This window comes from Flavobacterium galactosidilyticum (assembly GCF_020911945.1).
Lineage (GTDB): Bacteria > Bacteroidota > Bacteroidia > Flavobacteriales > Flavobacteriaceae > Flavobacterium > Flavobacterium galactosidilyticum.
In genome coordinates, this window is record NZ_CP087135.1 from 61,108 (window position 1) to 85,451 (window position 24,344).

At 32.0% G+C, this 24,344-nt stretch carries 20 protein-coding genes; 5 read left to right on the forward strand and 15 right to left on the reverse strand.

The genetic code is table 11. The annotated features are described in order from the left end of the window. Positions 1–157: 157 nt before the first annotated feature. From gatB/aspS to LNP27_RS00255, 5 genes are all read right to left on the reverse strand, one after another. Positions 158–3,499 (reverse strand): bifunctional amidotransferase subunit GatB/aspartate--tRNA ligase AspS, encoded by a 3,342-nt coding sequence (gatB/aspS, locus tag LNP27_RS00235; RefSeq protein WP_229942543.1) that lies wholly within the window; start codon positions 3,497–3,499, stop codon positions 158–160. Further along, positions 3,499–4,896, reverse strand: coding sequence for an amidase (locus LNP27_RS00240; protein ID WP_229942544.1), 1,398 nt, complete (start codon positions 4,894–4,896; stop codon positions 3,499–3,501). The genes gatB/aspS and LNP27_RS00240 overlap by 1 nt, the downstream gene beginning before the upstream one ends. Before the next feature lie 2 nt (positions 4,897–4,898). Continuing rightward, positions 4,899–5,171 (reverse strand): Asp-tRNA(Asn)/Glu-tRNA(Gln) amidotransferase subunit GatC, encoded by a 273-nt coding sequence (locus tag LNP27_RS00245; protein WP_229942545.1) that lies wholly within the window; start codon positions 5,169–5,171, stop codon positions 4,899–4,901. A 302-nt stretch (positions 5,172–5,473) separates the two neighbouring features. Then, positions 5,474–7,099, reverse strand: a complete 1,626-nt coding sequence (locus LNP27_RS00250; RefSeq protein ID WP_229942546.1) for an amidohydrolase — start codon at positions 7,097–7,099, stop codon at positions 5,474–5,476. 31 nt (positions 7,100–7,130) lie between these two features. After that, positions 7,131–7,580, reverse strand: coding sequence for a hypothetical protein (locus LNP27_RS00255; RefSeq protein ID WP_229942547.1), 450 nt, complete (start codon positions 7,578–7,580; stop codon positions 7,131–7,133). 225 nt (positions 7,581–7,805) lie between these two features. Between LNP27_RS00255 and LNP27_RS00260 the strand changes: the two genes are divergently transcribed. Then, complete coding sequence (locus tag LNP27_RS00260; protein ID WP_229942548.1) at positions 7,806–8,351, forward strand: DUF2911 domain-containing protein; 546 nt, start codon at positions 7,806–7,808, stop codon at positions 8,349–8,351. 74 nt (positions 8,352–8,425) lie between these two features. On the opposite strand, the gene LNP27_RS00265 is transcribed toward LNP27_RS00260, so the two are convergent. Together LNP27_RS00265 and LNP27_RS00270 are read right to left on the reverse strand one after the other, a co-directional pair. After that, positions 8,426–10,240, reverse strand: a complete 1,815-nt coding sequence (locus tag LNP27_RS00265) for a porin family protein (RefSeq protein WP_229942549.1) — start codon at positions 10,238–10,240, stop codon at positions 8,426–8,428. Between the two features lie 84 nt (positions 10,241–10,324). Then, positions 10,325–13,339 (reverse strand): tetratricopeptide repeat protein, encoded by a 3,015-nt coding sequence (locus tag LNP27_RS00270; protein ID WP_229942550.1) that lies wholly within the window; start codon positions 13,337–13,339, stop codon positions 10,325–10,327. A 247-nt stretch (positions 13,340–13,586) separates the two neighbouring features. Here LNP27_RS00270 and LNP27_RS00275 point away from each other — a divergent pair, with 247 nt between their 5' ends. From LNP27_RS00275 to LNP27_RS00285, 3 genes are all read left to right on the forward strand, one after another. Further along, entirely contained in the window at positions 13,587–14,273 is a 687-nt protein-coding gene (locus LNP27_RS00275) for a cell division ATP-binding protein FtsE (protein WP_229942551.1), read from the forward strand. Next, positions 14,273–15,169 carry a glycosyltransferase family 2 protein gene (locus LNP27_RS00280; protein WP_229942552.1) on the forward strand — a complete coding sequence of 299 codons (897 nt, stop codon included), beginning with the start codon at positions 14,273–14,275 and terminating at the stop codon, positions 15,167–15,169. The genes LNP27_RS00275 and LNP27_RS00280 overlap by 1 nt, the downstream gene beginning before the upstream one ends. Before the next feature lie 121 nt (positions 15,170–15,290). Then, on the forward strand, positions 15,291–16,226 hold the full coding sequence (locus tag LNP27_RS00285; protein WP_229942553.1) for a glycosyltransferase family 2 protein: 936 nt from the start codon (positions 15,291–15,293) through the stop codon (positions 16,224–16,226). On the opposite strand, the gene LNP27_RS00290 is transcribed toward LNP27_RS00285, so the two are convergent. Then, positions 16,227–16,619 carry a sugar 3,4-ketoisomerase gene (locus tag LNP27_RS00290; RefSeq protein ID WP_229942554.1) on the reverse strand — a complete coding sequence of 131 codons (393 nt, stop codon included), beginning with the start codon at positions 16,617–16,619 and terminating at the stop codon, positions 16,227–16,229. 1 nt (position 16,620) lies between these two features. Beyond that, positions 16,621–17,694, reverse strand: a complete 1,074-nt coding sequence (locus tag LNP27_RS00295; RefSeq protein ID WP_229944081.1) for a glycosyltransferase — start codon at positions 17,692–17,694, stop codon at positions 16,621–16,623. A gap of 55 nt (positions 17,695–17,749) precedes the next feature. On the opposite strand from LNP27_RS00295, the gene LNP27_RS00300 reads away from it, so the two are divergent. Further along, on the forward strand, positions 17,750–18,646 hold the full coding sequence (locus LNP27_RS00300; RefSeq protein WP_229942555.1) for a glycosyltransferase family 2 protein: 897 nt from the start codon (positions 17,750–17,752) through the stop codon (positions 18,644–18,646). 57 nt (positions 18,647–18,703) lie between these two features. Here the strand turns inward: LNP27_RS00300 and LNP27_RS00305 are convergent, their stop codons facing one another. From LNP27_RS00305 to LNP27_RS00325, 6 genes are read right to left on the reverse strand one after another with little or no spacing between them, the layout of a single operon-like run. After that, the gene (locus LNP27_RS00305; protein WP_255673709.1) at positions 18,704–19,423 is read right to left on the reverse strand and encodes an acyltransferase family protein; all 720 of its coding nucleotides are present in this window, start codon (positions 19,421–19,423) and stop codon (positions 18,704–18,706) included. Positions 19,424–19,451: 28 nt separating this feature from the next. Next, the gene (locus LNP27_RS15215) at positions 19,452–19,757 is read right to left on the reverse strand and encodes an acyltransferase family protein (protein ID WP_255673710.1); all 306 of its coding nucleotides are present in this window, start codon (positions 19,755–19,757) and stop codon (positions 19,452–19,454) included. Beyond that, on the reverse strand, positions 19,754–21,247 hold the full coding sequence (locus LNP27_RS00310) for an oligosaccharide flippase family protein (protein ID WP_229942556.1): 1,494 nt from the start codon (positions 21,245–21,247) through the stop codon (positions 19,754–19,756). Before LNP27_RS00310 ends, LNP27_RS15215 begins: the two co-directional genes overlap by 4 nt. A 5-nt stretch (positions 21,248–21,252) precedes the next feature. Beyond that, a complete protein-coding gene (locus tag LNP27_RS00315; protein ID WP_229942557.1) occupies positions 21,253–22,257 on the reverse strand; it encodes a hypothetical protein in 1,005 nt (334 codons plus the stop codon). Beyond that, positions 22,245–23,351, reverse strand: a complete 1,107-nt coding sequence (locus LNP27_RS00320) for a DegT/DnrJ/EryC1/StrS family aminotransferase (RefSeq protein ID WP_229942558.1) — start codon at positions 23,349–23,351, stop codon at positions 22,245–22,247. The genes LNP27_RS00315 and LNP27_RS00320 overlap by 13 nt, the downstream gene beginning before the upstream one ends. Then, the gene (locus tag LNP27_RS00325; RefSeq protein WP_229942559.1) at positions 23,348–24,334 is read right to left on the reverse strand and encodes a GNAT family N-acetyltransferase; all 987 of its coding nucleotides are present in this window, start codon (positions 24,332–24,334) and stop codon (positions 23,348–23,350) included. The genes LNP27_RS00320 and LNP27_RS00325 overlap by 4 nt, the downstream gene beginning before the upstream one ends. Between the last annotated feature and the right edge of the window lie 10 nt (positions 24,335–24,344).

Here is a 24,344-nt window from a genome sequence, read left to right on the forward strand (position 1 = left end):
GACCGCAGATTCGCAGATTTTTAAATAATTTTAAGCGTAAGTTTTTAAAGAAAAAATCTGCGAATCTGCGGTTAAAAAATATCTATCACAAAAAAAAGCAGATTTATATCATTCGATACAAATCTGCTTTTTAAATATTTATTTAGATTTTAAAAATCTATTTCCTCATAATCCTCACATTCATTTCCTCCACTTTTTTATCTGATAAAAGAGATGGTGCGCCAAATAATAAATCTTCGCTCGATCCTGTCTTTGGGAAAGCCATAACTTCACGAATCGATGCTTTTTTCTCCAAAATCATCATCAAACGGTCAATTCCCCAGGCAATTCCTCCGTGTGGTGGTGCTCCGTATTGAAACGCTTTATGCATCGTTCCGACACTTTTCATCATTTCTTCTTTGTTGTAACCCATATTTCTATAAGTCGCTTCTAGAATTTCTGATTTGTGTGCACGAACCGATCCTCCACCAATTTCATAACCATTTAAGATAATATCATATTGCTGTGCAATGATAGTTCCAATTTCTTCATCATTACCATTCATATGTTTTTGTAAATCATAAATAGCAGGCATAGAGAAAGGATTGTGTGTAAATGTCCATCTTCCTTCATCTGTTCTTTCAAACATTGGAAAATCAACTACCCAAGCCGGTCGCAATTCCTTCGGATTGATCAAGTTCAGCATTCTACCCATTTCTTGACGAACCGCATCCAACGCTTTGTTAGCCGTTGCATAATCAGCCGCTGAGAAGAATACAATATCCCCAACTTGAGCATTAGTCGCATTAATGATTCCCACAGCTATTTCCTCACCTAAAAACTTAATAATAGGTGATTGCAATTCGTCTTCATTTACAATAATATAAGCCAATCCACCCAAACCGTTCTGTTGCGCAATAGCGGTAAGATTTTCGATTTGACCTTTAGACAAACGTTTGTTTCCTTGCTCTTGAGCCGAAACTTTGATACATTTTACAATTCCACCTTCTTCAATTGGCTTACTAAAAACTTGGAAAGTCGTTTCTTTTACAATATCGGTGATGTCTTGCATCTTCAGACCATAACGTAAATCAGGTCTGTCGCAACCGTAAAAATCCATTGCATCTTTATAGGTAATCAATTCAAACGGATGCAAAATCCATTTTTTACCATATATTTTTGTCACTACTTCATTGAACATTTTAGTATTCAAATCAATAATTTGCTGCATACTCGCATACGCCATTTCAATATCCAATTGTGTAAATTCAGGCTGACGATCCCCACGAGAATCTTCATCTCTAAAACAACGCGCAATTTGGAAATATTTCTCGTAACCACTTACCATCAACATTTGTTTGAACTGTTGTGGCGCTTGTGGAAGCGTGTAAAATAAGCCTGAACCTTTACGAGTAGGAACAATAAATTCACGTGCTCCTTCATCGGTTCCTGCACTCAAAATTGGTGTTTCAATTTCTAGAAATTCTTCTTCATCTAAAATATCACGCAATAACTTAATTACTTTATGACGGTTTACAATCGCTCTTCTTACCTCTTCGTTTCTATGATCTAAAAACTTGTATTGAAAACGAATTGCTTCATTTGTTTTTGCTGCTCTTTTAATTTCAAAAGGCAAAGTTTTAGATAAATTTAAAATTTCTAAATCAGAAGTTTCTAATTCAATTTTACCCGTACGTAAACCTGCATTATAATCGTCTACATTACGACCAACCACAATACCTGTTACCGAAATAACCGATTCTGGTTTCAATTTCACTAACTCATCGATATTAGGAAATGACTCTCTACTGATACGAACTTGGAAAATTTCGTAACTCGAATCACGCAAATCGATAAACATCAAATCTCCATGATCACGAACACTTGCAACCCAACCCGACAACATCACTTCTTCTTTGATGCTTTCTTCTGACAACTGCGAAATCTTATGCGTTCTATACGTATCTTTTATAATAATTGGAATTTCAGGAAGACTTTCTTCTTGAATTACCTTTTCTTCCGAAATTGCCACGGACAAATCGGGATTTTCTTCCGAAAATGGTACAGACAAGTCGCGACTTGTCCCTACAGCTAATCCATCTAAAATAATTTGACGAATTACTTTTCCGTTTGCTCCTTTTCCAATAATTCCTAAAACCTTCCCAACTAAAATACCCGCTTTTCCTTGGTCACCTGCTTTAATATCATTGGCTACCTCCTCATTTTCTGAAATTACTTTTGCAATAACTTCTTGGATTTTATCTTCTGAAATCGTGTTATCTGAGAAGTATTTGTTGTAATCAAAATTTTGATCTTGTAAATAACCTGCAATCGCATTTTGAACTAAAACTGCCGTTATTTTTTCTGCTTTAAACAAAACAAAAATGGTTTCTAAATGCTCAATATTATGAATTTTAACGTAGTCTTCTGCCTTAACATTATTAGACAAAGTTTTAGCAACAAAAGAAGGATCGTTAATTTTGTTATTCAAAGTCACAAACGTTCTAGAACGCAACGCATCTGCAGTAAAAAACTTAGCATCTTGGGGCAAGACACCTCCGTTAATCAAAATAGATTCCACCGCATAAGGCAAAGCACTTGTATCTACTTTAATCGCTTCAATCTCTGCTTTAATATTTACGAAAGGCAAATCGGGTTCCGAAATAAAACGGTAATCCGCTTCGAATTCTTTTTTACGCATTACTTTGGTTTGCTTCAAATCAGCATCCCATAAAACCGTAGTTTGATCAGGTCTAAACTCTTTGTTTTCGATAAAATAATTGAACTGCTTCTCTACTTCTTCTTTCAAAGCTTCAATCATAAACTTAAACGAATTCAAGTTTTTGATTTCTGTCCTTGGATTTAAAACATCTGAATTTATTTTGCGTAAAGAAACCGAAACATCCGATTTGAATTCTCCTTTTTCCAAATTCGCTTCAGAAATTCCTAGATTTTGAACAATACGTTGAATGTATTGTGCGTAAGTCGAAGCATCTTCTATATTACGAACACAAGGTTCTGTAACAATTTCGATCAATGGAACACCAGCTTTGTTAAAATCGACTAACGAAATTTTCTTTTCGTGCATCAATTTGGCAGCATCTTCCTCAATATGAACTTGCGTTAAATTCACAGTAAATTGAGAACCGTCATTTCTATAACAAGAAACTTGTCCGTCAGGAATTATTGGATTGTGAAATTGCGTTATCTGAATATTTTTTGGATTATCTGGGTATTCGTAATGCTTTCTATCCCAAGAGATAATTTCATTACTAAATGATGATTCTACCGCTTTTCCAAAATAAATCGCTTTGGTAATCGCTTCTTTATTCAAGGCAGGCAAAACCCCCATTTGTCCAGTACAAACCGAACATATATTTTGGTTAGGTGTTTCTATTTCTTGATTGGGACAAGAACAAAACAACTTGGTTTTGGTATTCAATCGAACGTGAGTTTCCAGTCCGATTACCAATTCTAAATCGTGGGCTTTTAATGCCGATGTTAATTGCTCCAATTCCATTATAGTGTATCTTTTAAGAAGTTTGCAAATTGCAATACTAATTCATCATTATTTTTTGCTGCCGTAATTTGCAGTCCAGTGCTAGTTCCTTGTGGCACGGTTAACGTTGGTAATTGTCCCAAACTAAAACCAACCGTATACGCATCTGACAAATACATTGCCAACGGATCTTTTAAACTATCTCCAATTTTAGGCGGAGTACTTGGTGTAACTGGCGATAAAATAATATCCACCTCGTTAAAATCTTTACTGAAGTTCTCCGAAATTTGATCTCTTACTGCCAATCCTTTCAAATAGATTTCATCCGAGAAACCTTGAGACAATACTTGGTTTCCACCAACGATTCTACGTTTTGTTTCTTCTGAAAAGTTTTCAGAACGCGTTACTGCATATGTTTCAATTAAATTCTCTGCTTCAATTCGGTTTCCGTAATTAGTTCCGTCTAGACGAGATAAATTCGAAGCCGTTTCCGCCATTGCCAACGTATAATAAGTCGAAACTAAAATATCCGATTTAAAGAAATCCAATTCTTTTACTGTAATTCCTTTGGCTTTTATTCTTTCGATACTCGCTAAAAAATCAGCTTTTACCTGAGCATCAATAGCATCACTTTCGATAAAATTTTTGAAATATCCAACTGTTTTCACTCCTGAAGTTGCAACTGCCGCTTCACTAATTTCGTTTGAAGCAATTGAAGTTTGATCTTTTGGATCTTTTCCACTCATTACATTCAATACAATTCGGATATCTTCAATTGATTTTGCCAATGGCCCAACGCAATCTGTAGAAGATGCATACGCCATTAGTCCAAATCTTGAAATCCTTCCGTATGTTGGTTTGAAACCATAAATATTATTGTAACCTGCTGGCTGACGAATCGAACCTCCTGTATCTCCACCAATAGAAAAAACTGTGTATTCTTTTGCCACATTTACCGCAGATCCACCGCTTGAACCTCCCGCAACTAATGTTGGATCGACCGCATTTTTCACTGCTCCAAAAATGGTGTTTTCGCTAGAAGAACCGTGACCAAAACTATCGCAGTTTTCTTTCACCAAAGGAATCGCACCTGCATCCAATAATTTTTGAATGGCAGTTGCCGTATATGGCGATTTATAATTTTTAAGTAAATCAGAACTTGCCGTTGTGTAAGTTCCTTGAACCATATACACATCTTTAATTCCAAAAGGAATTCCTTCTAACAGACCGATGGTTTCTCCGTTTGCAATTTTAGCATCTACCTTAGCAGCTAAATCTAGCGCCAAAGTATCCAATAAAGAATTGACAGAATTATACGTATTTTGTTTAAGCACCTCTAATTTTTCTTGTACCAAAGCCGTACAAGTTATTTGTTTCGACACCAATTGTTGGTGTATTTTTTTTATTTGAGAATCCATTTTTATCCTTCTATCACTTTAGCAACTACTAAAAAACCATTTTTTTTGTTCGGGAAGTTTTCTATAATTATTTGTTTTTCAATAGCCGAACTCTCTATCACCACATCTTCTCTTAAATCATTTACAGACACACAATTACGATTGACATTATTTTCAGGATTATTATTATTTGTTGGAACTGCATTTTTAATTACATCAAATAATTTGTTCACGGACTCTGAAGGCTGTGCTCCTTTAATACTCGACAAGATGTCGACTGTCATTGTTTTGCTCATAATTTCGTTTCGTTTTAAAGTCAAACTTTTAAGGTGGCGAATTTACGAAAGTTTTAGTTATGGAATGGTGTTTTTTTACTGATTTAAGACAGACAATAGCTTTGTATTCTCACAAAAATAACAGATTTTGTGCTTTTTTGTGAATTAGGAGATTAGGAAATGGTTAATCATGCTCTAACTGCCATTTTGGATATAAAACATTAAATATTTTTCAAAAAAAAGGACTCATTTTGGCTTCTATTGAATAAAGGCAAAATGTAAACATCTTCAAAAACCATAAAGAATCATTCTCTTAAATATCCTTATTTCACTTTTTTCCCTTTTAAATAAGTGGCTGACGGAACAATTTTTACAATTTCTTCCTCCTTAACTTTCATCAAATCTTGATCAAAAATTACGAAATCAGCCCATTTTCCAACTTCTAAACTTCCTTTTTCTTTTTCCTCGAAATTTGAAAAGGCAGCCCAAATTGTCATTCCTTTTAATGTCTCTTCTCTGCTTAACGCATTTTCCATTTGGAATCCACCTTTTGGATAATTTTTACTGTCTTTTCTAGCAACAGCTGAATGAAAAGTTAACATTGGATTTACTTCTTCGATTGGGAAATCAGTTCCTAAAGCTACAATTCCAGCTTTTTTAAGCAACTTTTTATAGGCGTACGAATTTTTCAGTCTTTCTTTTCCTAATCTATCACCTGCCCAATACATATCAGATGTTGCATGAGTAGGTTGAACCGAAGGAATGATTCCTAATTTGAAATAATCAAAATCTTGTTCCCGAATTACCTGCGCATGTTCAATTTTCCATCTTCGGTCTTTTTTACCAGTCAAAACTTCTTTATAGATTTTTAATAAAACAGTATTGGCTGAATCTCCAATAGCGTGTGAGTTTAGTTGAAAATCAGATGCTGCAATTTGTTTTGCAATCGATTTTAATTCTTGCGGAGTGGAACGCAAAGCACCATGTTGTTTAGCCATATCCGAATATTCTTTGTGCATACAAGCACCCCTAGAACCTAAAGCTCCATCACCAAATAGTTTAAACGAACGCACATTCAAAGCATCGGTTTTATAAAGTCCTTTTTTTAGATATAAATCAATATTTTTCTGATTGGCTGAAATCATTGCATAGACATTAATATTCAACACTTTTGCTTTCTGTAAACTGTCAATTAACTGGATTATATCAGGAGATAATCCCGCATCATTTACAGTGGTTAAGCCATAATCAAACATCGTTTTTTCAGCATCTACTAAAGCTGCTATTTGCGTTTTACGGCTTGGTTGTGGAATAATAGCGCTAATCATACGCATTGGATTATCAATTAAAATCCCTGTTGGCTGTCCATTCACCAATTCGATTTGACCTCCAATAGCAATAGTTTTACTAGTAATGCCAGCTAGCGCTAAAGCTTTACTATTAACAATCATAGCATGTCCATCTATTCTATTTAAAACTACAGGAATATTAGGAAACTCAGCGTCTAAATCTTCTTTTGATGGATATTTTTTTACTTCCCAATCGTTTTGATCCCAACCATTACCTACAATAAAATCGAGATTTTTCTCTTTCTGAAAAGCCTTTACACGCTCTATAACTTCCTTCATACTGATTGTACCGCGCAAATCTACTTCCTGCAAATTTAGTCCGTAACCATAAAAATGACAATGCGCATCTATCAATCCTGGATAAATAAATTTGCCTTTTGCTTCAATCATATTTTTAGAATCGTAAGTGTTTTTAATTTCTTCATTGGTTCCAATTGCTAGAATTTTACCATCACTAATCGCCATAGCTGATGCAGTACCAAATTTTTCATCGACGGTGTAAATTGTAGCATCAGTAATAATAGTATCAGCAGCTATTTTATTTTTTTGATTACAAGAAATCAATAAATATATAGAAAGAAGTAGTATGATTTGTTTCATGTATTTAGAATTTAAAGTATTAACTCTTAGATTATGATAGGTCTTCGATAGTATATTTTGTACTATTTATTTCAAAAGTAAAACCTACTGGATTCCCCATCAACTTATTACCCAATGGAGATTGTGGAGATAGTGCGATAACATTAATTCCTTCGATATTAATTTTTGGCAAAGCCAAAGATAGATACAAGTAAATTCCGTTTGCCTTTACTAAACTCCCCAAAATAATAGTTTTGGCAACAGTATTAGAATCTATTTTATCCAAAATTATTTTTTGATCTAGCACTTCTCTCAATTTGCGATTGAGTTTTTCTTGTTCAATGTGCATCATTGATAATGCTGTTTCATGCTTATCACCAGCTGAACCTTTAGCATCATTCTTTGAATCATCAGTAAGCGCCACAATCATATCTTTAAAAATATCGATTTTGTCTTGAACTAACTGCAAGTAATAGGAATGTATTTTTTGTTTAAAAGTCATATTTTTTTGTATGAAATAATGCTGAGAAAGAAAACAAAACTAGCGTAAATTAACTAAAAACGGAAACCAGTTTTGAGTCTTATTAAACCATCAAAGTTAGGGTATTATTTCAAAATCATAACATTAGATAATAAATCGTAATTTCTTTGTTATGAAACTTCGGTATGAATATATAACTTTACGAATTAAAATTGACTTTATAAACTATTAACCGTTAGTATAATTATGAAAAAATCGACACTTATTACCACAGGAATCTGTTCACTTACGATGCTTTTATCTGTTGACGCAAATGCTCAAAAATTTCCAGATCTAGACAAAAGCCCAATGGATGCGGCATGGTTTCCTACTGATTATAAAGATTCCAACAAAATTGCTCGAGTAATCTACAGCAGACCTCAATTAAAAGGGCGTAGTCTTACTGAAGTAGTACCTCAAGGAAAAGTTTGGAGAACAGGAGCTAATGAAGCAAATGAAATAAGTCTTTTTAATGACATGTATTTAGGTAAAACCAAAGTGCCGGCTGGGATTTATACCCTTTATACCATTCCCACCGAAAATGAATGTGTCATTATAATAAACAAAGACAGAAATGTTTGGGGAGCCTACACGTACAACGAAAAAAATGATGTAGCACGCTTAACAGTTCCTGTAACTGTGGCAGATGAATATCTAGAAGCTCTTTCTATGGTTTTCACCAAAGCTGATAATGGAACAGTACTTAATTTAGGTTGGGACAAAGTGAGACTTGCTATTCCTTTTACAAAGTAAAAACAAAATCTAATTTATACAAAAACAGGCTACTCGAAAGAATAGCCTGTTTTTTTTATGTGCATTTTAAAATATTAAAAGTCAAATTTATAATTTGCTCCTAGAATCAATTGAAAACTCTGTACCGGATAACTTAACCATTTTTGGTATCCATTATTTGCAATATTATTAGCTCTAACAAATGCAGTCAAACGATCACTATAATTGTATCCAACATTTGCGTTAACATCAAAATATGATTTTAAGGTGGTTGGATTTTGACTTGGAGCAACTACATACACTATATCCATATTTGTTTTATAGTCTTTACGTTCTCCTACGTAAAACAAATTAGCTCCTGCAAACCATTTTTTTGTAATATTAAAATCAAGACTTGTATTTACTTTTATAGCTGGTAAATTCCAGGCTTCACTTTGATTATCATTCTTAAAACTACTGAAACTTCCGTTTACGCCAAAAGTTACATTGTCCGAAAAATCAGCTTTTAATTCTCCGTAAAAATTCAATGTTCGCATATCATCGTAAACTACTTGAAAAGAATTTCCAAAAGCATAGTTTTCATTAGCAGTATTTTCAGTGTAATCATTACTTCTAAATAATGCTTTGTTTCTTTCGTTAATATAAGAACCCTTAACATTATAACTTAAATTATTTGTTAGTTTTCCTTTTAAACCAGCAAAAATATCATATTGCTGATCCGAAGGTTTAATGAATAAAGTTGGTGACAAAAATGGATTTAAATCTACTAAATCTTGATACGAGTTTTGCTTTAAATCTCCCTCTGCTCCAGCATAAAAAATCATTAAGTCTCCAACTACTTTATAAGAAGCGTTGAATTTTGGATAAACATACAATTTATTAGTATTTTGATTTTCTATACTGTAAAAAATAGCAGCACCAATATTCAATGTCCAGTCTTCTTTTAGCATTACAAAACTAGGAGAAATACCTATGTTTGTAAAACCATATTCTAAAGACTGCGTATTATTGATGTAGTTTTTTTCGAAAGTTCCACCTACATAATCCACTATTATATCTGTTTTTACAGCACTATCCATTACGTCAAATTGTACTGTTGGTTTTATGTAGAATCTATTTTCCGCAGAATTAAAAATATCCGTAAAATGACTGAATTCCAAACTCATTTTATTTAAGATACTTTCTTTAAAAGCGATATTTCCACCTAAAGATATTCTATTGTAAGATTGTCTTGGATCAATACTATTTATTAGTTGCCCTCTGTTTTGCGGAGTTAATCCACTACCGAAATCAGTTGGTAAACCATACCAATTATAAATTTGATTCTGCAAACCTAAATCAAGATTCCACGACACATTTTCGCGATTTGAACCGTACATTAAATCTAATGAAGTATCATAGAATTTATCATCTAACAACACGTCTTTAATACCGCCTTGAGATGAATGATGACGGAACATTCCGCCCACATAATCCGTATCATTTAGATCATGATTTACAAACAATTCCCCAATAAATGTACCGTAGTTACCAAGACCTGCAGTTGCATAGTTTTTAAACAAATGTGCTTGCTCTTCTTTCTCTACTCCTTCAGCTTTTCCTTTAGAAGGTGCAAACGTTGAGGCTACTGGAAATGAAAAAATAGTATATTTAATCGTTTCTTTTTTAGCATTTCCCTCATCATCTAACTCAGGCACTTCTTTTACTTTAGAAGCATCAGAAATTTTTGGAGTATAAGGTTTAACCACATTTACCGTTTCATTTCCTATTTGTTTTTTGTCTTGCGCAAGTGAAATTTGCGATATAAAAAGCAGCGCCACTCCCACACTAAGTTTACTAACAGAAAGTAAATTGATGCATTGAGAAAAAGGCTCTTTAAATGAAATTGTATTATATTTTTTAATTACCATCTTATTTTATGTGTTTTTAACAAAGAGAAATACACTCTTGATTTTTATCAAATTTTAGATCTAAACAAAGATTAAATCGGCGAATTATTTTGTTATCGATGAATTTGTTTTAGCTTCTTCTGTTTTAATTTTGTCCAACGTTGTTTTAGCGTCTGCAACTACTTCCGGATAATCTGTGAAGTTTTTAATTACATTTTCTAAAATATAAGTTGCTTGAAAACTATCTTTCAGTCCGTAGAAGTTTTTAGCCATTAAGACTAATCCTTTTGCTCCAAAATATTTATAACTTGAATAATTCTTAGCCAGTTTCTGAACCACATCATTTGAAGCACTGTAATTTCCTTCTTTATTTTTGAAATACGCATCATAGTATAGCGCCTCAGCTGCTAATTCTCCCCTAGCAATATTCTGTACTTGCGCATAAGCGACTTTTGCTCGTGCCTCATCACCAGTTTCAAATGCTGCTCGTGCTATAATAATTTGAGCATCACTTTTAACTTTGTCATCCATTCTAGTGTTTGCTAATACTTTTTCAGCATACACTACTGCATTTGGATAATCCTTTAGCTCGTAGTAAGATTTCATCAAATTAGATTGTGCATAGGTTTTATTCTGAGCAACATCAGCTTCATTATCTAAACGTAATAAAACAGGAATAGCTTTCTCAGTTTGCTTGTTTTTCAAATATATTTGAGCCAAACGAGATAAAGATTGCTCCGTAAATTCGCTTCGTGCTTGTGCAACTACAAATTCATAATTTGGTATGGCTTTGCTTTCAGAACCCTCAGCAAAATAAGATTGTGCTAAGTAATAATTAGCTTTTAAAGCATGTAAACCACGAGGAAATTGACTTATATAACTATTAAATCCTGCAATTGCTTGTTTTGAATTATTCTGTTGAAATTGTTTTTCAGCCGCTTCATAGCTGTCATTTTCAAGCTCTACATCAGTTACGGCAACAAAATCTAAAGTACGAACCCAACTTGCATACTCATCAACTCTACCACTATCCACATAAATCAATCTAGCGGTTGCCACTGCTTCTAAAGCCTCTGGAGTGCGAGGAAAATCAGCAGCAACTTTTTTAAACTTAATTACTGCCTGATCATTTTTATCTGTATTATAATAAACTAATCCTTGGCGTAAAATAGCTCTGGAAGTAAATGAGCCTTTCTTGAATTCAACATTCAAACGCTCGTATGTTTTAATCGCTAAATCATTTTTATTATCAGCAACGTAAGTATTAGCTAATTCAAAAAGTGCATCATCTTTATATTCTGATTTTGGATACGATTGAATGAAATTATTTAACTCGTCAATTTTTTTGTCATTTTTAGACAAAAACCCATAAGAAATTGCTTTCTGGAAATAAGCATAATCCGCATCAACACTTTTAGATTCAATCACTTTATTATAAGCGTCCATAGCTTGACTGTACTTAGAAGTGACAAAACGACAATCAGCTAAACGCAAATACGAATCACTTAAACGCACCTTATCAGAAGGCGCCTTTTCTATTTGGCTTTGAAAATAATTACCTGCCTGATCGTACTCTTTTAGTTTAAAATACGAATAGGCAATATTGTAATTGTAATTTTTGTACTCAGCCGTTTTTGATGCTTGAGCCGAAGCAGCAAATTGTTTGTAACTCAACAATGCTTCTCTAAAATCATTCAAAATATATTCTGTTTCCCCTTTCCAGAAAATTGCTCTAGCTGCAAAAATAGGATCTTTTTGCTCTGTAGTTGCTTTGGTAAACATTTTTAAAGCATCATCATATTTCCCATCCGTGTATAACTCAAGTCCTCTGTAAAAAAGCACTTTTTGGTACGCTAATTTATTTTCAGGTGATTTATTTTTTTCCAATAAAACTAAAGCTTCCTTATAGTTTTTAGAAGAAATATAAGAATCGATCACTAATTTTTCAATCTCTGATTTACTTGTGTTATTTGGATATTTACTAAGGAAACCTTGCAGAATTGAAGGCACGCTTTGATACGAATTCCCTAATTCATAACTCAATTTAGCATAATTCAAACTAGCATCTTCTTGAATAGCTAGATCATAGCTCATCTCTGAAGCATTTTTGAATGCATTTAAAGCCTGTTGCTTTTTATTGGTATTAAGATAACTTTCACCTAAGTGATAGTACGCATTTTGTGCAACTGAATCTTTACCACCTATAATTTTATTGAACTGTGAAATTGCACTTTCATACTCTTTTTGCTTGTAATACGCATACCCTAATTGGTAATAATCAGTGTTATTCCATCTTCCATTTTTTCCTTTGTAAGCAACTAAAAAAGGGATTGCAGTGTCATATTTTTTTAAATTAAAGTAGCTTTCCCCTATAATTTTATTCAATTCTGATTTTTCAGCAGGAGTTGATTTCGCCATTGCTTTTTGACCTAAGTCAATCGCTTTTTGGAAATTACCCAACTTAAAATTCATATCCGCTTGATAATAGGAAAGCTTTTCTTTATATTTTTCTTCTGTAGAAACTTCGTCAAAATACTTTGTGGCTTGCTTATAGTCATCACCTTCATATGCCATAAAACCTAAATAATATTTTGCTTGAGAACCATATTCGGCAGAATTCACCACTTTGTTCAAATATGTTGTTGCCTCTTTTTTCTTTTGTGCATTAAAGAAACTGTAGCCTTTTTGAAAGTTAAACTGATCTTGATCATTTCTACTCAAACTACTTTCGTCCACTTTATCAAACCACTGTAACGCTTGCGGATAATTACCTTGATTAAAATGGTAATGCGCCACTTCAATATAGGCTTGGTTTTGTTTAACACTAGTAGGATAATCCGAAACGAATTTCTCCATCAAATCATCAGCATTCGATTGATTGGTTCGAATGGCACAATTAGCAGCGTAGTACGCACAATCAGATTTTAATTCAACAGTATTTGCCGTTTCAGCTACTTTATTAAATATAAGTTGTGCAGATGCATACTGTTGCCCTTTAAATAAAGAAACGGCTCTATTAAAATCCTTAGATTCATGTGTGTAAATATCTGATTTTTGTGCTGAAGCCCCAGCTGATATAATAAAAGAAGTAAGTAAATAGCCCCAAGAAAGTTTACGCATTGTAGTTTTATTTTAATAATTCAAATATATTATATTCCAAACTCTATAACGAATCAAAATTAACTTTTATTATCTAAACTTATTTTACAATCTCTATTTCACCTTATTTACTTATACTATTCTTAAAATCAAAGGTCCTACTTCCCATTATTATTTTTTTAATTTTCTAATTCTGCCTTTTACAGTAGAATTTATTTTGAATAGAACCGTTATCTTATTACTTTTACCACATAAACAAAAGCAAATTATGTCACAATCCGTCCTGTCTTTAAAAAATGTAACTATTTATCAAGAAGCAAAATCTATTTTAACAGAGGTAAACTTAGAGGTAAATCATGGAGAATTCCTTTACATCATTGGTAAAACAGGTTCTGGAAAAAGTAGTTTAATGAAAACTTTATATGCTGATTTACCTTTATCTGAAGGTGAAGGAAGTGTTGTAGGTTTTGATTTAGCCACTTTAAAAGAAAATGACATTCCTTTTTTAAGAAGAAAGATTGGTATTGTTTTTCAAGATTTCAAACTACTTCCAGACCGCAGTATCAATGACAATATGTTATTTGTACTTAAAGCAACTGGCTGGACTGATAAAGTAGAAATGGAAGACAAAATTGTTGAAGTTTTAAATAAAGTGGGAATGGGAAATTTTGGCAAAAAAATGCCCCATCAACTTTCAGGCGGTGAGCAGCAACGTGTGGCTATTGCACGTGCTTTACTGAATGATCCAGAATTGATTCTTGCTGATGAACCTACAGGAAATCTAGATCCACAAACTAGCGTTGAAGTACTAGAGCTACTAAAAAAAATCAATACGAACGGAAAAACCATCATTATGGCAACGCACGATTATGCGTTGTTAATGAAATTCCCTTCGAAAACATTGAAATGTGAGGACTCTAAAATTTTTGAAGTAGTTCAGCAAAGAGCAGTTTAATGCTCTCCATCCTGGTTCCAATATACAATTACAATGCTTTTCCGTTAGTATTTGCATTGCATCAACAATGTATGGAATGCGGGATTCCTTTTGAGATTTTATGTCAGGATGATTGTTCAACTATAACCTTTATTGAAAACAACCAAATAAATAAATTACAAGGTGGCCAATATCTGAGTAATAAAAAAAACCTTGGCAGAGCTCCCAACATCAACACGTTAGCTGAAATTTCAAAATTTGATTATCTGCTAATTCTAGAGGCCGATAGTTTTCCCTTAAATAAAAATTACATCAAGACCTACATTGAAGCAAGCAAGCAAGAGCCACAGGCGGTATTTGGCGGAGTAACTTATTCTGAAGCTAAACCTCAAAAGAACAAGCTACTGCGTTGGATTTACGGCAATGCAAGAGAAGCTAAAGATTTGACATACCGCATTACAAATCCGCATGACATCGTTTTTAGTTGGAATTTATTAATTGAGAAAAAACTTTTTTTAAACAATCGCTTTGACGCTACTATAACGACTTATGGATTTGAAGATTTAGTTTTTTTGAAAAAATTAAAAGAAAAGAATGTATCCATACGGCAGATTGACAATCCTTGTGTGCATCAAAATGAAGAACAGTCAGCTGTTTTTATTGAAAAATCAAAAATAGCAGTACTAAATCTGATTGAATTATATCGAAAAAATATACTTTCTACTTCTGATTCAAGTTTACTAAAGGCGTTTGAAATCTTAAAAAACACGTACTTAGTAGCTACAACTTCCTTTCTTTTTGATCGTTTTGAAAAACCATTGAAAAAAAACCTGCTATCTAAAAAACCATCCTTATTTTTATTCGACCTTTACCGATTGGGTTACTTTTGTAAAAATTCCAAAATGAAAAAGATCTAGTTTCATCTTTCTTTTCAAAGCTGCACTTAAAACTCAAAATTCAACATCATTAAAAAAATGTGATATTAACCCATTTGACCCTTAAAAAATATATTATGTTTGCTAATAAAAAAGTAGTTAGATGCCTTTATTTTCGGTCATAATCCCTCTTTTCAATAAAGAAGCTTTTATTGAAAACACTTTAAAAAGCATTTTCAATCAATCTTTTTCAGATTATGAAATTATAATCGTGAATGATGCTTCAACTGATAAAAGTGAAGAACTTGTTTTGCAATTCAATGATGCTAGAATTAAATATTTTTACAAAAAAAACGAGGGAGTTTCTGTCGCTAGAAATTATGGCATTGAACAATCAAAAGGAAATTATGTAGCATTCTTGGATGCTGATGATTTATGGCTTCCTGACCATCTTGCAGTTTTAAATAAATTAATTCACAATTTTCCTGAAGTCGGCCTATATGCTTCTAGGTATATTTCTAAAGTATCAAAAGACAAATACATCAAAAACAAGTTTTTAAAAATACCTGAAAATTTCACAGGTATCGTAACCGATTTTTTTTATTCTAGCTTAGTTAACAGAATTGCATTAACATCAGCAGTTGCAATCCCAAAATATATTTTAGATAAAATAGGAGGTTTCGACCCAAATATATCTAGCGGTCAAGACTTAGATTTATGGATAAAAATTGCCGTTCATTATCCAGTCGCTATAACAAATTCAGTTACTGTAGAGTACAATACAATAGACAACAATAGCCTTTCAAAAATCAATATTAAAGACAAAAAACTGATTGACTTTTCTCAATTTCAAGATACAGAAAAAAACAATCAAAGCCTTAAAGCCTTTATTGATATTCACCGTATGGATTATGCATTAAAGTTTAAAATTAGTGGAGATTTAAAAAAAGCGAAAGAGTATTATAAAAATATTGGCAAAGAAAACATAACATTAAAAAACTGGATTGTGTTCCATTTACCTCGATGGATCCAAATTCCATTGGTTACAATAAAGAAAAAGCTCTATAGAAACGGAATCGAATTTTCCGTATATCAATAATTAATATTTAAACCCTAGAAATTCTTCAAAATCTCTAATATAGTCATTTTCATCAAAAACAGCAGAAGCAACGACCAGACAAACACTTCCTGAAGAAAAATTATTGAGTTCACGCCAAATCCCTTGGTTAATCAATAATCCTTCATAAGGCTTGTTCAGGGTTACTATTTGCTGATTTTGACCATCATTCAAAACCACATCAAAGCTTCCGCTTAATGCTACAAGAAACTCTTTTTGGTCGATATGTGAATGTCCGCCGCGCTCAGCTCCCGCTGGAACATCATACAAATAATAGACTCTCTTTATTTCAAAAGGAATCACATCGTGCTCAATAACAGATAAATTCCCACGATTATCTTCAATTTTTGGAATTGATATTAGTTTTATATTCATATTAAACTTCATTGATACTCAATAATTTTAACCATTTTTTCTGAATATTTTCTCCTAAAAATGATTGAACTGACGTTTTTGAATTTTGTTTACAAAAATTGTACAAATGATTGCCATCTACTATTCTGTTAATTGCCATTTGAAGCGCTACAAAATCTTGATCTTTAACTAATAAACCATTAAATTCATGCTGTACTAATTCATTTGGCCCCGTTTCGCAGTCAAATGAAACAACCGGAATTCCAGCATTTAAGGCTTCTAATACGACCATTGGAAAACCTTCATATTTACTACTTAACACTAAAAACCTAGCTTCCTTAATATAGCAAATAGCATCATTTCTAAAACCTAGTAAATGAACGAATTTTGTCAATTTCAAACTTGCAATTTGCATTAATAAGTTTTCTTTCTCTATACCATCGCCAACAATAACTAAATGTATTTCGCTTTTACGTAAATTTGAGTTGCAGTATGCATCAATCAGTTTATCAAACTGTTTTAACTCTACTAATCTCCCAACAGCAATACAGTATTCAAAAGGAAATAAAGCATCTAAACACTCCGCTTCACATGATTTTTCAGCAATTGAATTAGGAATTACAACGCAATCATGGAACTGATATTTTTTTTTAATTTTCTCATTCAAGGCCCCAGAAACCGATACAATTCTATAAGCTCGATATAACATTTGTTTAGAAATCCATCCTTTAGAAGTTAAGTACACCTCTAATTTACTACTATGAATAGTATAAATAAATTTAAAACCAGAATAAATATAATGAATAAACAGCAGTTCCATCCAAGGATTTATGCGATGTCTAAAATCAATCACATAATTAAACTGATTCCTTTTTAAATAGCGTCTTAATTTAAAATATTTTTTAAACTTAGAATATCCTCCTAAATTAATCAATGTTCCATGAAAAGGATATTCAACTTCATTTTCTAAAACAATCCCACAAACTTCACAATTCGAATAATGCAACAACTCTGAAACCGTACTTAAAACACGCTCTAATCCGCCATTGGCTAATTTATATCCTACCAGCGCTATTTTAATCTTTTTACCTTGCATTGCCAATATCGAAGTGTTATTTTCGTAACAAATATAAAACTCTTATATCAAATTTATGCACAACAAGCCGTTAGTTACCGTTATTTGTTTGTGCTACAATCATGCTAGCTTTGCGATAGAAGCTTTAGAATCAGTTCTAGGTCAAACACATCCTAATGTGGAACTAATTGTTGCAGATGATTTTAGTACAGATAATTCAGTGCAAGTCATTAATAACTGGCTAAAACAACATCCAGAAATTCAGTTTATAGCTAATAAGGAAAATTTAGGCAATACCAAAACCTTTAATAAATGTCTAAAATTAGCTAAAGGTGAGTACATAATTGACCTAGCTGCTGATGATCTTTTGAAACCAGATAGTATTGTAAATCAACTTAAAGGTTTTGAAGAAAGTATTTATGGAAATCTAGGTTTAATTTATGGAAATGCCGAGTTAATTAATGAAGATGGCCGCTACATCAAAGATTATTTTGAAACAAACAGTAACCAAAAAAGAATAAGAAGGCAACCTACTGGAGATATTTACATCGGCTTACTAAATGGGAACAATAATCTTTGTTCTATAAGCTCTTTGGTCAAAAGAGAGGTTTTTGATTCCCTAAACGGATATGATGAAAACTTGGCTTATGAAGATTACGACTTCTGGATTCGTGCATCTAGAATTTACAACTTTGATTATGTGGATAAAATTTTAGTTCAAAAAAGGGTATTAAAAGATTCCATGTACACTTTACTCACTCAAAAAAACAATAAAAAGACCCGCAGATTCAACCACTCTACTTACCTAATTCTTCAAAAAGCGTTTAAATTGAATCGCACAAAAGAAGAGTTTGTAGCAATGCTGAAAAGAATTCATTTTGAAATGACAGTTGCTTATAAAACAAGGGATTTTGCGTTATTGATTAAATATATCTTTTTAGAGTTAAAAGTTAGACTAGAAACAAAAAAGTAAAGTTTTCTTAGATATTTCAGTGGATTCTGTGCTAGAAGAGTCACTTTCGATCAAAATTTAAATACTTCTAAAATAATCATTCAAAGGCTTTTCAACATAATAATAAAGTGTAATTGCAATTACATTTAAAGATAGAAAAACGAAAAAATAATTAGTCGAAATTGTATTTAAAAAAGTTCTAAAAAACCCAATGTGAATTAGATAAAAAACATAAGAACTTTTGCCTAACAAGATAAAAAAATCACTACCTAATACTTTCGAAAATGCTGTTTTTTCATTAATTAGTCCGTAAAAAAAAGGCATTATTCCAAAAACAGGAAGTAGTATACTATTAACTATACTTTTTTGAATAAAAAGCAGGTTGGAATAAGGATGATATTCTAAAATCGACAAAAAATAAATGAAAAATAGAATACCAAAAACACCTCCAGCTGTAAAAAATTTAAATTTGTAATTTGGATTCTTTTTCAACAGTAGTCCTAATGTTATACCTACAAAAAATTCAAATATCCGACCAAAGAAAGTATATCCTAACATAAAATTAATGTTATTCATAAAACCATGAAAATTGCAATTTTGGAAGATTCCAACTAAAAAAACCCCTAATAAAATAAAGCAGAATGGAATCAAAATTACCATCCATTTGCATTTTTTTATAAGTACAAAAAATAACGGCGCTAAAAAATAAAAGGATTCTTCTACCGTTAAGGTCCATCCTTGAGCAATATCGCTAAATTTTAAATCATCAAAAAAACCTCTCAAAAATGTAATGTTCAAAAAATAACTTCCTAAACTACCATAACTTTTAAAGAAAAAAATACCCTAAAAAAAATGTCAAGGAAGTTAAAATAAAATACATGGGGTATATTCGAGCCAACCGTTTTTGTAAATACGATTTGAGATCAAAATCACGACTGTCAAAATATCTATGTGTAATTAAAAATCCGCTCAATACAAAAAATAAAGTTACTCCTATGTGAAAACCATCAAAGAAATAATGCATACCAACACCAAATACCTCTGCTTGAAATGGATTAAAATGATGGATGTAAACCATATACGCTGCAAGAATCCGAATGCCTGTCAATGCTGGAAAATTCACTTGTCTCACTTGTTGAATTTATGTCTAAACTTTAATAAATATTCTTCGATTTTAATTCTCTTATTCAATTCTACATAAGAGAAATAGATAGATGTCAAACACAAAATTAACAGAATCAAATACGCATCAGGGTAATCAACGAAAAGAACGGTAATTGCAGCCAAAATTCCTAAAACCATAGATTTCACTATAATTCCTAATGTGTTTTTTCGAAAAGTAAATTGGAATTTGTTTTTGACCACGTTATAAACATAAACCCCATAAACCGTGTAATTGAATAGCATTGCCAATCCAATTCCTATCAGACCAAAGTATTCATAAAATAAAATAGTGAAACCAATATTCATAGCATCACCAATTAATTCCTGCTTAAAATAAAGTTTTTTTTCTCCCTTAGCTAAAATTATAAAAGCGAGCGGCCAAATAATTGCTTTTACGATTATTGCCAATAATGCCAATTTTAGAATTAAAACCACATTGAGAAAGTCCTTTGAATAGAGCAGTCTGACAACAACTGGTGCTAAAAAATAAAACCCTAAAATTAATGGTGTAATTAGTAATAATGCCACTTCAATTTGATCATTTACCATTTCTTTTACTTGCGAATTAACTTTTTGCACAACTGTCAGCCTCGGATAAAAATCAGTGGACATGGCGCTAAAAATCATTCCGACATAAGTAATTAACAACGTTGAAGCTACAACATATAATCCCAAAACTGAATCTGAAGTATTCTGGAAATTAAAATACAACTTCAGTAAATAAGACATTATTTGCCCAAAAATAACATTGATAGAAAGTAAAAAACCCAATTGAATCATTTCTATTCCGCGCGAAAGAGTTTCTTTTACGCTCACTTGGACAGGAATTATTTCAATCTTTCTTGAGAAAAACCAATTGACTAAATAATTCAAAACAGTTGTTAAAACCAATACGGCAACAATTCCGTCCATTCTAAAAAAGTAATAAATGGGAATGGTAACGAACGTTGCTAAAATAGCATATATAACCGTTGAAAGTACAATCGCTTTCATCGAACGCGTACCTTGCAAAACCACCATTTTATTAACTGCTAAACTTGAAAAAATGAAATTGATGGATAAGATGAAAAACCAGTTTACATAATCAGAAGAGCCAAAAGTCCAAATACTTAATGGTTTAGCTAGGATTAAAGTTAACAAAACCCCTAGAATTCCAGTTAAAATTGACCATCTTTTAAGAGCTAAAATTGTTTTTGAAAACTCTCGCTGATTATTTTCTGAATACGACAAAGCGACCATTCGAACCCCGCTAATATTGATTCCAAATCCAGTTAATGAGGTGATAATGGAAAGTGTGTTTTGTAAAAGTCCTACTACACCTATTCCTGTTGTCCCTAAAAATAGAGCAACAAACTTAGAACTAACTAATCCTACAAGTATCTTTAGCAGCTGGGCAAAGCCAAAAACCCCTGTTGTTTTAAGAATAGTTTTGTGTGATTCTTTTTTTTCTATTTCCACTTTTACTAAATGTTACAACCTATTTTCCGGAATTGTTGTTTAAAAAGAAATACCCATTTATTCCAATCTTGTACAGTCGCTTTAAAATTATTTTCTATTGACAAAACACCTTCAATTTTTGTAAGATTCACAACTTCTGAAGTATCATCATTCATATTAAATTGATCAACAAACCAAGCCTGATTTAATATTTTATTAAATACAAAAACATCAAAGTTACCTACTGCAAAATTTTTATTCGAAGCAGAAGATAAAAATCCAGTAGCTACATACTCTTCAGTAGTCCTAGCGAACTGAATTTTTGAATTTTTATACAAAAATTTAACTGCGTTTCTTAATTGTAAATTTTCATCCACTTGGTTTTCATGATCGTTCCATAGCGTTAGAAAATAATCTTTTTTAAAAACTGCACCGGCTACATTATAAATTGAATAATAATGCAATGCACGATCTTTTGAGTATACCTTAAAAACACTCATTATTCTTCTGATTTTATACCGTGTTGTCCCAAAAATAAGACGATGAAAAATAGGTCTCTTTACAAATAAATCCGGATTATATAGCGTAATATCACCCTTGGTTTTAATGGTGCTTCCATTAATTAACTTCGGGTTATTCAACCAAATTAATTTCAACAAGTAAATATTCTCCTCTTGCAAAATTTTTTGCGTTTCTTCTAAATTAATCTTTTTTGTAAATTGAAAATCATCTTCAAGTAGTAAAAAATAGTCTGTTGCATCTTTTGCAGCATTGATCCATAAATCTATTGGAATTCTCAAACTTTCTATTTCTCGATTGACATCAATTGCTTCTGATTTTTCATCATAATAGGATGATTTATAAATAAGAATTTTAGGATATTTAATTTGTAACTTTTCTAAGTAGCGAGAAGGTGTCCCGTCGTCTAAAACTTTGATTAAAATCGCCGTATCCAGTACATTTGCATAAATGCTTTGAATACATCGATCTAGGTAATACGGCCTGTTAAACGATTTTATTAGAATATCCATTGATTCACTATTTTTATAATATAATCAACCTCAACCATAGTCAAAACCGGGCTTATAGGCAAACTCAATACTTCATCATGAATTTTCTCCGTAAGTGGAAAAGATAGATTATTAAAAGAAACTAATGCTTTTTGCTTGTGCGGCGGAATTGGATAATGAATCATGGCTTGGATTCCGTTATCTAATAAAAATGTTTGTAATTCTGTTCTTTTTTCAGTTCGAATAACAAATAAATGAAATACATGATTTGACAAATTATCATAAAACGGCAAAATAATTTTATCATTTTTAATTTCAGACAAATACCTTTTTGCAATGATTCGACGCTTTTCATTTTCGGCATCTAAATATGGTAGTTTGACATTCAAAAAAGCGGCTTGCAACTCATCTAATCTTGAATTTACACCAATATAATCATTATAATATTTGGTTTCTGAACCATAATTGGACAGGGAATAAATGACATTTGCTAATTTCGCGTCATTTGTTGTTACTGCACCCGCATCGCCTAAAGCTCCTAAGTTTTTCCCTGGATAAAAGCTGTAAGCACTTGCAGATTGGAGATTATCGGTTTCAAGTTTTAGATTTTTTACTGCGCCGTGAGCTTGAGCTGCATCTTCTACAACGATCAAATTAAATTTTCTAGCAATTATATTTATCGTGTCCATTTCTGCTAACTGACCATATAAATGAACTGCTAAAATAGCTTTAGTTTTAGACGAAATTTTTTCTTGAATTAAATCTGGGTTAATGTTGTAGGTTTCCAACTTTGGCTCGACCAAAACAGGAATTAAATCTGCTTGTAAAATAGCGAGAATACTCGCAATATAAGTGTTTGCCGGAACAATAACTTCGTCACCTTTTTGCAATTTCCCTAACTGAATATATCCTTTAAAAATCAAGACTAAGGCATCAAGGCCATTCCCTACTCCAATACAGTGTTTTGTAACACAATAGTTGGCAAAATTAGTTTCAAATTCCTTGACTTCATTCCCTAAAATATACCAACCATTATCTAAAACCGATTTCAGTTTTTCCTGAAAAGCAATTTCATACGGTTCGTTTATTTTTTTTAAATCTAGAAATTTAATCATACTATTATATTGTCTAAATAGTAAAAATTAGCAGTTGAAACTTCATAAAAGTCCTGTACAACAATATTTGCTCCAAAACTTTCTTTCCAATAACTAAGTCCTTGATTTAAGTTTCGCCCCTGATTTAAATTAGAAATACCAAAATCAAGATAGGCTTTGTTTTTAAATACTTTTGTGACTAAATTATAGTAAACGAAATCAACACTACCTAAAGTACTTTTATCAAAATCACCTGAAATATATTGAGCGTGAGCCACGTTTTTAGTTTCGAAAATAGTAGTTCCTGCCACAATTTTATTTTCATGGTAAACATTAAACTGTCTTATATTACTTGGAAATTTTTGATGCAAATATTGAATTTCTTCTAGTGAATGAACAGGTTTAACCTGATAGTTTTCGCTAAGATTGGGAATTAAAATTTCATTCCAAAAAGCGTCAAAAGCACATTCCTCTTTAATAACTAGATTATTATTTCGAGCTTTTGCAACCCCTTGCATTCTTCCTTTTGCAATTAAAAATTTCTTTTGTAAATCGATAACAGCACATGTATCTCTTCTAAATAATTTGGCTTGAGCTAAAAACAATGCGTAGTTTATTTCCTCAGAATGCGCTATCGCATAAAAACTAGGCAACAAGTTTATTTGCAATTGTAAAATCCCTTTTTTATTTAAAAAAGCTAAAACACTTCTAAAAACCTCCAAAACATGCGTCAATTTCAGTTTTTGACCATAAACCAATCCGCCATACGTTAAACCTTGATGCGAATAAACAGTATCTCCTACTCGATTTGTTGGCAACACCGCAACAAGTTTTTGTTCATTATATATAAGAAGTGAATAATCCTCAAATCGGTCTTCATGGTATTCCATAAAATCGCGATGAAATAAAAAAGTAGCATTTTTGGCTTGACCAATAAAGGCATTCCAAGCTAAATAATCACTTTTTTGGTATTTTTTGACAGAATAATTTTTCACTATTTCCATTTAAACTTCG

What these genes read in the sequence shown, in the direction of transcription:
- gatB/aspS (WP_229942543.1), bottom strand. Translation starts at nt 3,499, where the DNA reads ATGGAATTGGAGCAATTAACATCGGCATTAAAAGCCCACGATTTAGAA.
- LNP27_RS00240 (WP_229942544.1), bottom strand. Translation starts at nt 4,896, where the DNA reads ATGGATTCTCAAATAAAAAAAATACACCAACAATTGGTGTCGAAACAA.
- LNP27_RS00245 (WP_229942545.1), bottom strand. Translation starts at nt 5,171, where the DNA reads ATGAGCAAAACAATGACAGTCGACATCTTGTCGAGTATTAAAGGAGCA.
- LNP27_RS00250 (WP_229942546.1), bottom strand. Translation starts at nt 7,099, where the DNA reads ATGAAACAAATCATACTACTTCTTTCTATATATTTATTGATTTCTTGT.
- LNP27_RS00255 (WP_229942547.1), bottom strand. Translation starts at nt 7,580, where the DNA reads ATGACTTTTAAACAAAAAATACATTCCTATTACTTGCAGTTAGTTCAA.
- LNP27_RS00260 (WP_229942548.1), top strand. Translation starts at nt 7,806, where the DNA reads ATGAAAAAATCGACACTTATTACCACAGGAATCTGTTCACTTACGATG.
- LNP27_RS00265 (WP_229942549.1), bottom strand. Translation starts at nt 10,240, where the DNA reads ATGGTAATTAAAAAATATAATACAATTTCATTTAAAGAGCCTTTTTCT.
- LNP27_RS00270 (WP_229942550.1), bottom strand. Translation starts at nt 13,339, where the DNA reads ATGCGTAAACTTTCTTGGGGCTATTTACTTACTTCTTTTATTATATCA.
- LNP27_RS00275 (WP_229942551.1), top strand. Translation starts at nt 13,587, where the DNA reads ATGTCACAATCCGTCCTGTCTTTAAAAAATGTAACTATTTATCAAGAA.
- LNP27_RS00280 (WP_229942552.1), top strand. Translation starts at nt 14,273, where the DNA reads ATGCTCTCCATCCTGGTTCCAATATACAATTACAATGCTTTTCCGTTA.
- LNP27_RS00285 (WP_229942553.1), top strand. Translation starts at nt 15,291, where the DNA reads ATGCCTTTATTTTCGGTCATAATCCCTCTTTTCAATAAAGAAGCTTTT.
- LNP27_RS00290 (WP_229942554.1), bottom strand. Translation starts at nt 16,619, where the DNA reads ATGAATATAAAACTAATATCAATTCCAAAAATTGAAGATAATCGTGGG.
- LNP27_RS00295 (WP_229944081.1), bottom strand. Translation starts at nt 17,694, where the DNA reads ATGCAAGGTAAAAAGATTAAAATAGCGCTGGTAGGATATAAATTAGCC.
- LNP27_RS00300 (WP_229942555.1), top strand. Translation starts at nt 17,750, where the DNA reads ATGCACAACAAGCCGTTAGTTACCGTTATTTGTTTGTGCTACAATCAT.
- LNP27_RS00315 (WP_229942557.1), bottom strand. Translation starts at nt 22,257, where the DNA reads ATGGATATTCTAATAAAATCGTTTAACAGGCCGTATTACCTAGATCGA.
- LNP27_RS00320 (WP_229942558.1), bottom strand. Translation starts at nt 23,351, where the DNA reads ATGATTAAATTTCTAGATTTAAAAAAAATAAACGAACCGTATGAAATT.
- LNP27_RS00325 (WP_229942559.1), bottom strand. Translation starts at nt 24,334, where the DNA reads ATGGAAATAGTGAAAAATTATTCTGTCAAAAAATACCAAAAAAGTGAT.